Origin of the sequence: Cellulomonas humilata, from assembly GCF_030814415.1 — a bacterium.
Classification (GTDB): Bacteria; Actinomycetota; Actinomycetes; order Actinomycetales; family Cellulomonadaceae; genus Cellulomonas; species Cellulomonas humilata_A.
The window spans coordinates 534,384-548,425 of the sequence record NZ_JAUSVB010000003.1 but is presented as its reverse complement, the minus strand read 5'-3'; the positions used below and the strand labels follow the sequence as shown (position 1 = coordinate 548,425).

The window sequence follows — 14,042 nt, the reverse complement described above, 5'->3', positions numbered from 1 at the left end:
GACTTCCCTAGGCTGGCGATGCAGCACAAGAGCACCACGAGCCACTGACACGCCCGCCGGATCGCCCGTCGCCGCAGGTCAGGACCTCGGGGTCGTGAGGCGGTACAGGCGGAGAAGGCCGGGCGTGCTGCACGGCGGCCGCCGGACGGAGGAGGAGCGCAGTGACGGACTCAGGGGACACGTCCCAGCCCGAGAAGGACCTGGCGACGGTTCACACGCTCCCGGACGGAGCGCCGGGAGCCGACGGCCTCACGGCGCGCCAGCGGCTCGTGCTGGACACCATCCGGTCCTCCGTGGAGTCCCGGGGCTACCCGCCGAGCATGCGCGAGATCGGGGAGGCCGTCGGCCTCACCAGCCCGTCGAGCGTCAAGCACCAGCTCATGGCGCTCGAGCGCAAGGGCTACCTGCGCCGCGACCCCAACCGTCCGCGGGCCATCGAGGTCGTGCACGCGGACGACTCGCGCGGTGTCGGCACCTGGAGGGCTCCGGACGGCACCCGCTCCGCGTTCCCGGACGAGGGCGACGGCGAGCGTCTCCCCGCACCGTCCTACGTGCCGGTCGTCGGCCGGATCGCGGCCGGCGGACCGATCCTGGCGGAGCAGGTCGTCGAGGACGTCTTCCCGCTCCCCCGCCAGCTGGTCGGCGACGGTGACCTGTTCCTGCTGAAGGTCAGCGGCGACTCCATGATCGACGCGGCCATCTGCGACGGCGACTGGGTCGTGGTCCGGCGTCAGCCGGTGGCCGAGAACGGCGAGATCGTGGCGGCCATGATCGACGGCGAGGCCACGGTCAAGACCTTCAAGCGCATCGACGGCCACGTCTGGCTCATGCCGCACAACCCCGCGTACTCGCCCATCCCGGGCGACGAGTCCACGATCCTCGGGCGCGTCGTGAGCGTCCTGCGCAGCCTCTGACACGCGGCGCGCGGGGCCGCACCCGTCTCGGGGTGCGGCCCCGCGTGCGTCATCCGAGCAGGGTCGGCTCAGAACCCGAAGCTTCTCGCCACCGACCGGACCGCCTCGGCGGACGACCGGAGCCCGGCGAGCTCCTCGTCCGACAGCGGGACCTTCAGCCGCTCACCGACCCCGTGCGCACCGACGATCGCGGGCACCGACAGGCAGACATCGCTGATCCCGTGGAAGTCGTCGAGCAGCGACGAGACCGGGAGCACGCGCCCCTCGTCCTTGACGATCGCCTCGATGATCCGGGACCCGGCCAGGGCGACCGCGTAGTTGGTCGCCCCCTTGCCCTCGATGATCCGGTACGCGGAGTCGACGACCTCGCGCGCGATCCGTTCCCGCACGTCCGGGGTCAGCGGGCCGCTGCCGCCCGCGCCGGTCCACTCCAGCAGCGGCACGGACCCGATGCTCGCCGACCCCCACAGCGGCAGCTCGGTGTCGCCGTGCTCCCCCGCGATGTACGCGTGCACGTTCTGCACCGCGACCCCCGTGTGCTGCGCGATGAGATAGCGCAGCCGCGAGGAGTCGAGGACGGTGCCGGACCCGAACAGCTGCGACGGCGGCAGCCCGGAGATCTGGAGCGCGGCATAGGTCACCACGTCGACGGGGTTGGTGACCATCACGTAGACGGCGTCCGGCGCCACCTCCACCACGGCGGGGAGCACCGTGCGGACGAGCCCGATGGTCGCCTCCGCCAGGTCGAGGCGTGACTGACCGGGCTTCTGCTTGGCGCCGGCCGTGAACATCACGACGTCGGCGTCGGCGCACACCGCGATGTCGTCGGACCCGACCACCTCGGCCATCGGCATGAACTGGATGCCGTGCCCGAGGTCCAGCGCCTCGGCCTCGACCTTCGCCGCGTTGACGTCGTAGAGAGCCACGGACCGGGCCGCACCGCGCAGGAGCGCCGCGTAGGCCATCGTCGACCCGACGGCCCCCGCCCCGACGATCGCCAGCTTGGACGTACGACGGCCGCTGCGGAACGGGGCCATGCCCACGTCCTCCATGTCTAGGCTCTCGGTCATCTGACGAGGCTAACCGGCCTCAGCGAGCCTCTGCAGCGCGGAGATGGCCACAGCACGGTCCGTGGTGCGCCAGAACGCCGGCAGCGATCGCGTGAGGAAGCTGCCGTACCCCGCGGTCGCCAGCCGGGGGTCGAGCACGGCCACGACTCCCCGGTCCTCGCTGGTCCGGATCAGCCGGCCGGCGCCCTGCGCGAGGAGCAGCGCCGCGTGCGTGGCGGACACGGCCAGGAACCCGTTGCCACCGGCCTTCTCGATCGCGTCGGACCGCGCGGAGCTCACCGGGTCGTCCGGCCGGGGGAAGGGGATGCGGTCGATGATGACCAGTCGGCACGTCGAGCCCGGGACGTCGACGCCCTGCCAGAGCGACAGCGTCCCGAACAGGCACGTGGCCTCGTCGGCGATGAACTGCGAGACGAGGGTCGGCAGCTGGTCGTCGCCCTGCGCGAGGATCGGGACGTCGAGCCGCTCCCGCATCGCGGCCGCCACCGCGTTGGCCGCGCGGCGCGACGAGAACAGTCCGAGCGTCCGCCCGCCCGCCGCCGTGATGAGGTCCGCGATCTCGTCGAGCTGTGCGTCCGTCGCGGGTTCACGACCCGGCTTCGGCAGGTGCCGGGCGAGATAGAGGATCCCCTGCCGGGGGTAGTCGAACGGGCTGCCGACGTCGAGCCCGCGCCACGGCACCCCCGTCGGCGTGGCGGGCGCCTCGCCGGCCAGCGACGTGGGGCCGACGGGTTCGGCGTCCGGGCGGACCTCGAGGCCGACGGCCCGGGCGATCGGGTCGAACGAGCCGCCGAGCTCGAGCGTCGCGGAGGTGAGCACCCCCGAACGCCCGGCGAGCAGGTTGGTGCGGATGAGGCCGTTGACCGCGAGCGGCGCGGCGTAGAGGCGGGTGAGCACCGAGCCCCGGCGGTCCTCGCTGCGGCTGCACCACAGGACGGTGTGCCGGTGGTCCTCCGGGTCCGCCGCCATCCGGTCCGCCACCTCGTACAGCGCGAGCATCGTGGCCTGCGCGACCTTGCGACCACCCTCGGGGGGAGCGTTCGGGCCGGTCTCCGGCTTGAGCACCGTCAGCAGCGCGCGGGTGGCGTCGCGCACGCTGGCGACGGCGTCCCGGGCGGCCGGGGGCAGCCCGTCGCGGAACCGGGTCTCCGGCAGCCCGACGAGCACGGACGCCAGCGCCTGGCTGGCCGAGTCGAGGTCCGTCGTCGGGACCCCGCCGTGCCGACGCGCGAGCCGGGCCGCGTGCTCGATGGTGGCGACGGACAGCTCGGAGGTCGCCTGCGCCGTCACCCGGTCCGTCAGCTCGTGCGCCTCGTCGACGATGATCACCTGGTGCTCCGGCAGCACGCCGGGCGAGCCGGAGGCGGCGATGCCGAGCATCGCGTGGTTGGTGACGACGACGTCGGCCTCCCGCGACGCCGCCTTCGCCTTCTCCGGGAAGCACTCGGCGAGCATCGGGCACTTGCCGCCCAGGCACTCCAGCGAGGTGATGGACACCTGCCGCCAGGCACGGTCCGTGACGCCGGGCACGAGGTCGTCGCGGTCCCCGGTGTCGGTCTCGTCGGCCCACTCCCGCAGGCGCAGGACCTGCTCGCCGAGGCTCTCCGACAACGCGGACGCCCCGGTGCGCGCCGGTGCGGGGTGCTCCGCCGCGCCGGCGTGGTCCCCCAGGTCGAACAGCGTGCCCGTGTCGTCGTCGGGGTACCCACCGGCGACCTTGTGCACGCACACGTAGTTGTGCCAGCCCTTGAGCAGGGCGATCGCGGGCGTGCGTGGCAGGTGCGGCTCGAGGGCCTTCGCGACGAGCGGGAGGTCGCGCGTGATGATCTGGCGCTGCAGCGCGAGCGTCGCGGTGGAGACGACGACGTGCTCGTTCTCGAGGACCGCGTGCCGCAGCGCGGGCACCAGGTAGCCGAGCGACTTGCCCGTACCCGTCCCCGCCTGCACGAGCAGGTGCTCGCCCTTGTCGATGGTCTCCGCGACGGCGACCGCCATCTGGTGCTGGCCGTCACGACGGACCCCGCCGAGCGCGGTGACCGCGACGTCGAGGAGGTTCTCGACGGAGGGGTCGGCGTCTGGCACCGCGTCAGCCTAGTGGCGGCCGGCCGCGCTCAAGACCGGTGCTGTGCAGCTTCCAGCTCGGCAGCCAGTCCCGCGTCGACCCGCGCGCGCAGGGCGGTGCCGTCGGCGGTGTGCTCCTCGGTCTCGATGTCGCCGTGCTCGTGCACGCGGCTGACCAGGTCGCCACGGTCGTACGGGATGACCAGGTCGACGCTGACGCCGGGGCGCGGCAGCTGGTCGGCGACGAGCGCCTGCAGCTCGTCGATGCCCTCGCCGCTGTGCGCCGAGACGACGATCGAGTGCACCTCGCGCGAGCGCAGTCGGGCGATCGCCTCGGGCGTCGCGAGGTCGGCCTTGTTCAGCACGATGATCTCGGGCACGTCCATGGCGCCGGGGATGTCCGCGAACACGTGCCGGACCGCAGCGATCTGCCCCTCGGGGTCGGGGTGCGACGCGTCCACGACGTGCAGGATCAGGTCCGCGTCCGCGACCTCCTCCAGGGTGGAGCGGAACGCCTCGACCAGCTGGTGCGGCAGCGCTCGGACGAAGCCGACCGTGTCCGCGAGCGTGTAGATCCGCCCGTCCACCGTCTCAGCGCGCCGGACGGTGGGGTCGAGCGTCGCGAACAGCGCGTTCTCGACGAGGACGCCGGCGTGCGTCAGCCGGTTGAGCAGCGACGACTTGCCCGCGTTGGTGTAGCCGGCGATGGCGACCGACGGGATCGCGTGTTTCTTGCGCGACGCCCGCTTGGTGACGCGGCCCGGCTCCATCGCGGCGATCTCGCGGCGCAGCTTGGCCATGCGGTTGCGGATGCGCCGCCGGTCGAGCTCGATCTTGGTCTCACCGGGGCCACGCGAGCCCATGCCCGCGGCCGCGCCGCCGACCTGGCCACCTGCCTGCCGGGACATCGAGTCGCCCCAGCCGCGCAGGCGCGGGAGCAGGTACTCCAGCTGCGCGAGCTCGACCTGCGCCTTGCCCTCCCGGGACTTGGCGTGCTGGGCGAAGATGTCGAGGATCAGCGCGGTCCGGTCGATGACCTTGACGCGGACGATGTCCTCCAGCGCGCGGCGCTGCGACGGTGCGAGGTCGCCGTCGACGACCACGGTGTCCGCGCCGACGGCCGCGACGAGGGTGGCCAGCTCGGCTGCCTTGCCCGAGCCGAGGTACGTGCCCGGGTCCGGCTTCTGGCGGCGCTGGAGCAGCCCGTCGAGGACCTGGGAGCCGGCGGTCTCGGCGAGCTGGGCGAGCTCGCGCAGGGAGATCTCGGCGTCGGTGACGGTGCCGGAGCCCCAGACACCGACGAGGACGACCTTCTCCAGCCGCAGCTGGCGGTACTCGACCTCGGTGACGTCCTCGAGCTCGGTCGACAGCCCTGCGACCCGGCGGAGCGACGTGCGCTCCTCGAGCTCGAGCTGGTCCCCGTCGTACGACGAGTGCACCGTGGCGCCGGCGTGCAGCGTGGCCCCTGCCCTGGCGAGCACACGGGCCACGACGTCGTCGGCCACCTCCTGCGCGGAGCGCGTCGGCGGGGCGTCCTCGGTCTGGCTGGTGGTGTGCTGCGCGTCGGTCAAGGGGTTCCTCGTCTCGTCGGGTGCCTCCAGAGTCCCACGGGGTGCCGACAGTGCACGAGGTATTTCGCTGCGGGCCGAGCGGCTGCGCGTGGGTATCGTCGGCGCCGTGAGCGAGCAGGACCACTACTTCACGGCACAGCCGGCCTCCCCCGACGAGCGCCGGCTGCTGCGCGTGCACCTGGCCGGCCGCGAGGTCGAGGTCGAGACCGCCGGAGGGATCTTCTCCCCGGACCACGTCGACCTCGGGACGCGGGTGCTCCTCGACCAGGTCCCCGCGCCACCGGCCACCGGGGACCTGCTCGACCTCGGCTGCGGGTGGGGCCCGATCGCGCTCACGCTGGCCCTGGAGTCCCCCGCCGCGCGCGTCTGGGCGGTCGACGTCAACGAGCGTGCGCTCGACCTGACGCGTCGCAACGCGGAACGCCTCGGCGCGACCAACCTGCGCGCCGTGCGTCCCGACGAGGTGCCCGACGACGTGCTCTTCGCGGCGATCTGGTCCAACCCGCCGATCCGCGTCGGGAAGGTCGCGCTGCACGCGATGCTGACGCACTGGCTCGGTCGTCGCACCCCCGGCGGCGAGGCGCACCTGGTGGTGGGCAAGAACCTCGGCGCGGACTCGCTGCAGCGGTGGATCGCGACCGAGCTCGGCGTCGCCGTGGACCGGACCGCGAGCGCTAAGGGGTTCCGCGTGCTCGCCGTGCACGACCGATGAGCGACTGGCGGGAGCTGCGCACCACCACCTGGAGCATGGTCGCGCTGATCTTCATGGTCGCGTTCGAGTCGCTGGCCGTGACGACCGTGATGCCGACCGTCTCCGACGCGCTCGACGGCGCCTCCCTGTACGCGTTCGCGTTCGCCGGCCCGCTGGCGACCGGCGTCGTCGGCATGGTGCTGGCCGGTCCGTGGAGCGACCGCAGCGGGCCCCGGACGCCCCTGCTGGTGGCGGTCGGGCTGTTCACCGCGGGCATCCTCGTCGCCGGCGCTGCACCGTCGATGGAGGTCCTCGTCGCGGGGCGCCTGCTCCAGGGGTTCGGCGGCGGCGCGATGACGGTGGCGCTGTACGTCGTCGTCGCCCGGCTCTACCCGGCGATGCTGCACCCGCGGGTGTTCGCGTGGTTCGCGGCGGCCTGGATCATCCCGTCGCTCGTCGGCCCGGCGGGAGCCGGTGCGGTCGCCCAGCACGCCGGGTGGCGCTGGGTGTTCCTCGGGGTTGCCCTGCTCGTCATCCCGACGACGCTGATGCTGGTCCCGGCGCTGCGCCGGATCGGGCCGCCCGAGACCCAAGGCGAGGCGGCACCGCGCGGCCGGCTCGCCTGGGCCGCGCTCGCCGCCGCGGCCGTCCTCGGCCTCAACCTGGCCGCGCAGGTCCCGCTGCCGTGGTCCGTCGTCGTGGCCGTCGGCACCGGGCTGGGCGCCCTCGTCGCGCTCCGCGCCGTGGTCCCCTCCGGCACCATGCGTGCGGCCCGCGGCCTGCCGAGCGTCATCGCGACCCGCGGCCTGGTCTCGGGGGCGTTCCTGGGCGCCGAGGTGTACCTGCCGTACCTGCTCACCGAGCGGTACGCGTTCTCGCCGACCACCGCGGGGATCGCCCTGACGTTCGCAGGTGTCGCCTGGGCCGGGACGTCCTGGCTGCAGGGGCGCCTCGGGGACCGGCTCCCCCACCGGACGGCCGTCGTCGTCGGCTCCGCGCTCGTCGTCGTCTCGGTCGCCGGGGTGCTGGTCACCGCCGCCGCCCACCTCCCGCCCGGGGTCGCGATCGCGTCCTGGACCCTGGCCGGCGCCGGGATGGGGCTCGTGTACTCCCGCCTGACCGTGCTCGTGCTCGCCTACTCCGCCCCCGGCACGCAGGGCGTCAACAGCTCGGCCCTGTCGATCGCCGACTCGATCGGCGCAGCCCTCGCCCTGGCGCTCACGGGCCTCGCGTTCGCCGCGGCCGACCGCAGCCCGGACGCGCCGTTCACCGCTGCCCTGGCGGTCGCCGCCGTCTTCGCGGCCGGCGCCGCACTCGTCGGACCCCGGGTGGGCGAGGGACGCCGTCAGCTGGAGGGCACCGCCGACGACGCCACGTCGAGCGCGCTGCGCAGCTGAGCGAGCGTCGGTACCCCGGTCGCGCGACGGATCACGTCACCGCGGGCGTCGAGCACGAGGACCGTCGGCGTGACGTCGATGCCGAGCCGCTCGCCGAGCGCCAGGTGGTCGGCGATGTCGAGGTCGGCGTACGCGACCCCGTCCGTCGTCGCCACGGCGCGCTCGACGACGTAGCGGGTCGAGCGGCACGGCGCGCAGAACGTGCTCGAGAACTGGACCACGGTGGCGCGCTCGCCGAGGGGCACGCCGAGGTCTACGGGGGCCAGGCGCACGACCGTCAGTGTCCGGCGACCAGGGCCGCGAGGTCGACGTCGGCCGCGGCCACGAGCACCGCGGGGCCGGCCAGCTCGACGTGCCCGTCCGGCAGGACGCTCACGCGGACGGTGCCACCGGGCACGTCGACCAACCAGACGTCGGGCGCTCCTGCTCCGGCCCACGTGCGGACCGCCAGGGCGGCCGCGCACGCGCCCGTCCCGCAGGACCGGGTCTCCCCCACGCCACGCTCGTGCACGCGCATCCGGACCCGGCCGACCAGCGACCCGTCCGCTGCCTCGTGCTCACCGAGCGGGACCACGAGCTCGACGTTCGTGCCGTGCGGAGGCACCGGTGTGACCTCGGGCGCCCGCGTGAGGTCGGCTGCGCCGAGCTCGTCCTCGTCACCGAGCGCGAGGACCACGTGCGGGTTGCCGACGTCGACGCTCAGTCCCGCGCGCGCGACCTCGAGACCCGCGACGACGACCTCCGCGTCGGCGCCGTCGCGCACCGCCTGCGACCCGCCGGGCAGGTGCCAGCGGCCCATGTCCACGGCGTACCAGACGTCGTCGCCGACCTCGGCGGGTACCGGAACGCGGCGGACTCGGCGCACCCCCGCGCGCGTGCCGAGCGCGAGCTCGCCGTCGGCCGCGTCCCACAGCCCGAGGCGCTCCAGGTAGGCGGCGAACACCCGGACCCCGTTGCCGCACATCTCCGCGACCGAGCCGTCGGCGTTGCGGTAGTCCATGAACCAGCGGGCGTCGGGGTCCTCCGCCAGCGCTGCGGCACCCTCGGGCAGGTGCTCGCTGGCGACGACCCGGATGACCCCGTCGCCACCGACGCCGGCCCGGCGGTCGGCCAGCCCGCGGACCAGCGCGGCCGACAGGTCGACGCGCGCGTCCCGGTCGTCGAGCAGCACGAAGTCGTTCTGGGTGCCGTGACCCTTGGTCACGTGCAGCGTCGGGGCGGCCACCACGGTCATGAGCCCAGGCTACGTCGTGGGGCCGGGTCGTCCGTGGCGAGCCCCAGGTCACCGGCGTCCGCGGAGGCGACGAGCGCGAGCGCACGCTCGACGAGGTCCGGGTCCTGCGCGTCCAGCCAGTGCACCCGCGGGTCCCGGCCGAACCAGCCCATCTGCTTGCGCGCGAGACGACGGGTGCCGGCGGCGACCGCGGCCCGCGCCTCCTCCGGCGTGAGCTCGTCGCGGAGCATCGCGAGGACCTCGGCGTAGCCCACGGCCCGCGACGCCGTGCGACCCAGCCCGTGCTCGCGCAGGTGCTCGACCTCGTCGACGAGCCCGCGCGACCACATCCGCTCGACGCGCTCCGTGATCCGCGCGTCCAGCACCGCCCGGTCGCAGTCCAGGCCGATCTGCACCGCCGGCACCTCGTAGACGTGCTGCGGGAGGCTCGCGGAGTACGGGCGGCCGGTGATCTCGATGACCTCCAGCGCGCGCACGATCCGCCGTGCGTTGCGCGGGCCGATCCCGTCGGCCGCCACCGGGTCCGCTGCCGCGAGCTCGGCGTGCAGCGCCCGGGCGCCCTCGGCCTCGACGCGGTCCTCGAGCCGTTCCCGGATCTCGGCGTCGGTCCCGGGGAACTCCATGTGGTCCAGGAGTGCCCGGACGTACAGGCCCGAGCCGCCGACGGCGACGGACCGGTGGCCGCGTCCCTCGATCTCCTCGAGCGCCGAGCGGGCGCGTGCCTGGTAGTCGGCGACCGAGGCGTCCTCGTGCACGTCCAGGACGTCCAGGAGGTGGTGCGGGACGCCCTGCCGCTCGTCGGGGGAGAGCTTGGCGGTGCCGATGTCCATGCCGCGGTAGAGCTGCATGGCGTCGGCGTTCACGACCTCGCCGCCCAGTGCGTGCGCGAGCGCCAGCCCGAGGTCGGACTTGCCGGTCGCCGTCGGGCCGACGAGCGCGACCACGAGGGTCATCGGCGTCAGTCCAGGGTCGGTCGGGCGGGGTCGGTGTAGGCGACTGGGTCCTGAGACGCGGGCGCGAGGGGCACGGTCAAGACCGCGTCGGGGTACTTCTCATCGAGCCCGGCGAAGAAGCGCAGCGCGCTGGCGATCCCGACGGTCAGGTGCAGGTCCAGCTGCTCGTCGGTGAGGCCGTGCTCGTAGTCCACGGTGTGCTCGGTGTAGACGGCCACCTGCTCGCCCTCGATCCGCACGAAGATCTTGGGCCAGACCATCGTCTCGGACCACGCGTTCGCGCCCAGGAGCACGTTGCCGAACTCGGTGCCGGGGACCTGGCGCGCCCAGCGACCACGGACCTGCAGGTACTCCTTCGCGCGGCCCAGCGTGATGAACCAGAACGGGTGACCGTCCCAGCGGCCCACGAGGTCGCCGTCCTTGTCCGTGCCGTAGACCGACCCGCGCGCGTCGAGCCTCTCGGCGATCCGTGCGGTCGTCAGCGGCGGCAGGGTGGTGGGCTCGTGCTCGGCGGGTGACATCAGGACCTCGGGGGCTCGTGGACGGACAGCGAGAGACCCTACCGGGCGTCCCAGACCAGGACAGCGTGATGTGCCCCGAGCTCGGTCGACTCGGCGAGCACGCGAGACCGCACCGGCCGCTCTCCTGCTGCACCCAGGAGCACCTGCCACGGCGCCCAGCCCCGGACCGCCAGCTCGGCGGCGAGGTCGGCGTCGTCGGCCGCGAGCCGCGCCCGGGCCTCCGGACCGGCGTCCGCGAGGTCGGCCAGCACGCGCGCGTCGTGGCCGGGAGCCCGCTCGTCGTCCGCGAGCGGGGCGTCGGGTCCGTGCCGGCCGCTGCCGGAACCCACGACGACCAGCCCGGTCGGCCCGTCGCCCACGAGCGCACGTCCGAGGTCCGCCAGGGCCTCCGCGCTCTGCCGCCCGGACACCTCGACCACCCGCAGACCGGTGTGCCGCCGCGCCCGCGCGAGCAGGTGGAGACCGACCGCGCTCGGGACGGCCGGCGCGTCCTGACCGTGCCCCGGGAGCTCCACGGTCTCGGGCGGCCACCAGAGCGACTCGTCGGGCACCCCCGCGGCCCCGAGGGACGGACGGACCGTCCCGGCGAGCTCGCGCGCGACCGGGCCGGGCGCCACCACGACGATCGTGGCGACGTCGGCGTCGACGACCTCGGTCACCGCCTCGACGGCCGCGGTACGCAGCCCGACGAGCACGTCCGCGTCGCCGGCGGTGCCCGGGACGAGGAGCGCGGTGTCCGGGACGAGGGCGGCGACGACGAGCATGCCCCGAACCTACGGGAGACCTCCGCCACCCGAATGACGGCACCCCGGTGTGGCCGACCGCCGGTACTGTCGTGCGCATGGGGTCGCTCGGGGATCGTGCACGACGCTGGTGGCTGGGGCGTCCGCGGCCTGCGGCTGCCTCGGACGCGGGTTCTGCGCTCGAGCCTGCCGACGACGAGCTGCACGACCGCGTCGCCGAGCTGCTCGCCCGTGAGCTGGGGGTCGCCGAGCCCGCCGCGGACCTCCCGTCCGACGTGACGCCGGCCCGGATCGCCGCGTGGATGACCAACAACCAGTTCAGCTACTTCGTCGACAACGACGGTGACCTGGGCGGCCTGTGGCGCGGCCGGCTCTTCTACTTCTTCCTGTTCGGCGAGAAGTCGGAGATCCTCCAGGTGCGCGGCCAGTGGCACCGGGAGGTGGCGATCGAGCGGCTCGAGGAGGTGCTCGACGTCTGCAACGAGTGGAACGCCGACCGGATCTGGCCCAAGGCGTACGTCCGCGTCCGGGACAACGGCCGCGTGCACGTGGTCTCCGAGGTGGCGACCGACCTCGAGCACGGCGCCACGGACGCCCAGCTGAGCCAGATGCTCTTCTGCGGCCTGTCCACCGGGAGCATGTTCTTCGACGCCCTCGACGAGCGGTACCCCGACCCGGCAGGAGTCGCCCCGTGAGCGGGCCGGGCTGGCTGCTGCGGGTGCTCGGCGGGCTGCCCAAGCCGACCAAGCGACCCACGCCCGACGACGAGCCGCCCGCTCCGCTGACCCGGGAACGGATCGCGGACTACCTGGTCGCCCGCGGCTACCGGTTCGTGGTCGACGACGACGGCGACCTGACGGGCACGTGGGACGGGAGCCGCTTCTGGTTCCTGCTCCTCGGCGAGCAGCAGGAGATCCTCCAGGTCCGCGGCCGCTGGCACCGGAGCCTCCAGCTCGACCAGCGCGAGATCGCGTCCCTGGCCGTCAACGACTGGAACCGCGAGCGGATCTGGCCCAAGGCGTACCTGCGCGAGGAGGAGGGCGTGCTCGCCCTCTACAGCGAGGTGTCGGCCGACTTCGAGCCCGGGGTCACCGAGCCGCAGCTGGCGCAGCTGCTCGCCTGCGGGCTGGGCACGGGTGTGCAGATGTTCTCGTCGCTCGAGGCCGTGCTCCCCCGCGACGACGCGCCGCCACCGGACGTGCCGGACAACTGAGCGTCAGCGGCGCGCGAGCCCGATCGTCGGCAGGCCCAGTACGACCGGTCCGGCCGGACCGCCTGTACCGCAGGAGTCGCCCGCGCCACCATGGCTGTGCTCGTCCTGACCGTTCTGCCGCCGGTCCCACGCGTCGCCGGCCGCCGTGCGTCGCACGGTGAACGTGCCGCCCGTCAGCGCGGAGTCGGCCACCAGGTGGTACGGCGCGGCGTGCGTGACGGTCACGGACACCAGGTCACCCGGACGAGGCACGTCGCCGCCGCCGGCCGGCAGGGCCAGGTGCACCAGGCGGTTGTCGGCGGCGCGTCCGGTGACGCGGTGCGTGGCGTCGTCCTTGCGACCCTCCGCCTCGGCGACCAGCACCTCCACCGTCCGACCCACCTGCGCCAGGTTCTCCTCGTGCGCGATGCGGTCCTGCAGGGCCGTGAGCCGCAGGAAGCGCTCCTGCACGACCGCCTTGGGAACCTCGTCGGTGAGGTCGAACGCCGGGGTCCCCGGACGGGGCGAGTACTGGAACGTGAAGGCGGAGGCGAACCGGGACGCCTCCACGACGCGCAGGGTCTCGGCGAAGTCCTCCTCGGTCTCCCCCGGGAAGCCCACGATGATGTCGGTGGTGATCGCCGCGTCCGGCATCGCGGCCCGCACGCGGTCGAGGATGCCGAGGAACTTCTCCGACCGGTACGAGCGGCGCATGGCCCGCAGGATGCGGTCGGAGCCCGACTGCAGCGGCATGTGCAGCTGCGGCATGACGGTCGGTGTCTGGGCCATCGCCTCGATCACGTCGTCGGTGAACGCGGCCGGGTGCGGGGACGTGAAGCGCACCCGCTCGAGGCCCTCGATCGCACCGGCGGCACGCAGCAGCCGCGCGAACGCGCCGCGGTCCCCGAACTCGACGCCGTAGGAGTTCACGTTCTGCCCCAGCAGCGTCACCTCGATGGCGCCCTGGGACACGAGCGCCTCGACCTCGGCGAGGATCTCCCCCGGCCGGCGGTCCCGCTCCTTGCCGCGCAGGTGCGGGACGATGCAGAAGGTGCACGTGTTGTTGCAGCCGACGCTGATGGACACCCAGCCCGCGTAGACCGACTCGCGACGCGTGGGCAGCGTGCTGGGGAAGACCTTGAGCGACTCCTCGATCTCGACCTGCGCCTCGGCGTTGTGGCGCGCGCGCTCCAGCAGCACCGGCAGGACGTCGAGGTTGTGCGTGCCGAACACGACGTCGACCCACGGCGCCCGCTCGACGATGCCCGCGCGGTCCTTCTGCGCGAGACAGCCACCGACCGCGATCTGCATACCGGGCCGCGCCCGCTTGGAGGCGGCGAGCCGGCCGAGGTTGCCGTAGAGCTTGTCGGCCGCGTTCTCGCGGACCGCGCACGTGTTGATGACGATGACGTCCGCGTCCTCCGCGGCGGCCTGCACCGGGCTGGCCGCGACGTAGCCGGCCTGCTCCAGCATCCCGGCCATGTGCTCCGAGTCGTGCACGTTCATCTGGCAGCCGAGGGTCTTGACCAGATAGGTGCGCGCAGCGCCGTCGCGCTCAGGGGTCGAGGCGTCGGGCAGGACGGCGGGCAGGGTCGTGGACATCACCGACAAGGGTACGGCCGCTCGTCATGCGCCCCTCACCTGGGCTCATGCTTGACGGGTACGTTGCCGAACCGTGACCGTCGCGGCTCGCCA

Annotated in this window: 14 protein-coding genes; 5 read left to right on the top strand and 9 right to left on the bottom strand. The window is 73.8% G+C overall.

What is annotated here, in order from left to right; all coding sequences use genetic code 11:
- The first annotated feature begins 161 nt into the window (after positions 1–161).
- A complete protein-coding gene (gene lexA, locus J2X26_RS13570) occupies positions 162–914 on the top strand; it encodes a transcriptional repressor LexA (protein WP_439897855.1) in 753 nt (250 codons plus the stop codon).
- A gap of 68 nt (positions 915–982) precedes the next feature.
- Here lexA and J2X26_RS13565 read toward each other — a convergent pair whose 3' ends face one another.
- From J2X26_RS13565 to hflX, 3 genes are read right to left on the bottom strand one after another with little or no spacing between them, the layout of a single operon-like run.
- Positions 983–1,984 (bottom strand): L-lactate dehydrogenase, encoded by a 1,002-nt coding sequence (locus J2X26_RS13565; RefSeq protein WP_307493017.1) that lies wholly within the window; start codon positions 1,982–1,984, stop codon positions 983–985.
- Positions 1,985–1,993: 9 nt separating this feature from the next.
- Entirely contained in the window at positions 1,994–4,066 is a 2,073-nt protein-coding gene (locus tag J2X26_RS13560; RefSeq protein WP_307493016.1) for an ATP-dependent DNA helicase, read from the bottom strand.
- Positions 4,067–4,095: 29 nt separating this feature from the next.
- Complete coding sequence (gene hflX / locus J2X26_RS13555) at positions 4,096–5,616, bottom strand: GTPase HflX (RefSeq protein WP_307493014.1); 1,521 nt, start codon at positions 5,614–5,616, stop codon at positions 4,096–4,098.
- 106 nt (positions 5,617–5,722) lie between these two features.
- On the opposite strand from hflX, the gene J2X26_RS13550 reads away from it, so the two are divergent.
- A complete protein-coding gene (locus tag J2X26_RS13550; RefSeq protein ID WP_307493012.1) occupies positions 5,723–6,328 on the top strand; it encodes a class I SAM-dependent methyltransferase in 606 nt (201 codons plus the stop codon).
- Complete coding sequence (locus tag J2X26_RS13545; RefSeq protein WP_307493011.1) at positions 6,325–7,704, top strand: MFS transporter; 1,380 nt, start codon at positions 6,325–6,327, stop codon at positions 7,702–7,704. The genes J2X26_RS13550 and J2X26_RS13545 overlap by 4 nt, the downstream gene beginning before the upstream one ends.
- Here J2X26_RS13545 and J2X26_RS13540 read toward each other — a convergent pair.
- From J2X26_RS13540 to J2X26_RS13520, 5 genes are read right to left on the bottom strand one after another with little or no spacing between them, the layout of a single operon-like run.
- Positions 7,653–7,976 (bottom strand): thioredoxin family protein, encoded by a 324-nt coding sequence (locus J2X26_RS13540; RefSeq protein WP_307493009.1) that lies wholly within the window; start codon positions 7,974–7,976, stop codon positions 7,653–7,655. The two genes, J2X26_RS13545 and J2X26_RS13540, sit on opposite strands and share 52 nt — an antisense overlap.
- Before the next feature lie 5 nt (positions 7,977–7,981).
- Positions 7,982–8,938 carry a diaminopimelate epimerase gene (dapF, locus tag J2X26_RS13535; protein ID WP_307493008.1) on the bottom strand — a complete coding sequence of 319 codons (957 nt, stop codon included), beginning with the start codon at positions 8,936–8,938 and terminating at the stop codon, positions 7,982–7,984.
- Entirely contained in the window at positions 8,935–9,891 is a 957-nt protein-coding gene (gene miaA, locus J2X26_RS13530; RefSeq protein ID WP_307493007.1) for a tRNA (adenosine(37)-N6)-dimethylallyltransferase MiaA, read from the bottom strand. The genes dapF and miaA overlap by 4 nt, the downstream gene beginning before the upstream one ends.
- A gap of 5 nt (positions 9,892–9,896) precedes the next feature.
- Positions 9,897–10,412, bottom strand: coding sequence for a YbjN domain-containing protein (locus tag J2X26_RS13525; protein ID WP_307493006.1), 516 nt, complete (start codon positions 10,410–10,412; stop codon positions 9,897–9,899).
- Positions 10,413–10,450: 38 nt separating this feature from the next.
- Positions 10,451–11,176, bottom strand: a complete 726-nt coding sequence (locus tag J2X26_RS13520) for a hypothetical protein (protein ID WP_307493005.1) — start codon at positions 11,174–11,176, stop codon at positions 10,451–10,453.
- A 77-nt stretch (positions 11,177–11,253) separates the two neighbouring features.
- Here J2X26_RS13520 and J2X26_RS13515 point away from each other — a divergent pair, with 77 nt between their 5' ends.
- Both J2X26_RS13515 and J2X26_RS13510 read left to right on the top strand, forming a co-directional pair.
- On the top strand, positions 11,254–11,850 hold the full coding sequence (locus J2X26_RS13515) for a YbjN domain-containing protein (protein ID WP_307493004.1): 597 nt from the start codon (positions 11,254–11,256) through the stop codon (positions 11,848–11,850).
- Positions 11,847–12,368 (top strand): YbjN domain-containing protein, encoded by a 522-nt coding sequence (locus J2X26_RS13510; protein ID WP_055922050.1) that lies wholly within the window; start codon positions 11,847–11,849, stop codon positions 12,366–12,368. Before J2X26_RS13515 ends, J2X26_RS13510 begins: the two co-directional genes overlap by 4 nt.
- A 3-nt stretch (positions 12,369–12,371) precedes the next feature.
- Here the strand turns inward: J2X26_RS13510 and miaB are convergent, their stop codons facing one another.
- Positions 12,372–13,949 carry a tRNA (N6-isopentenyl adenosine(37)-C2)-methylthiotransferase MiaB gene (gene miaB / locus J2X26_RS13505; protein WP_307493003.1) on the bottom strand — a complete coding sequence of 526 codons (1,578 nt, stop codon included), beginning with the start codon at positions 13,947–13,949 and terminating at the stop codon, positions 12,372–12,374.
- Between the last annotated feature and the right edge of the window lie 93 nt (positions 13,950–14,042).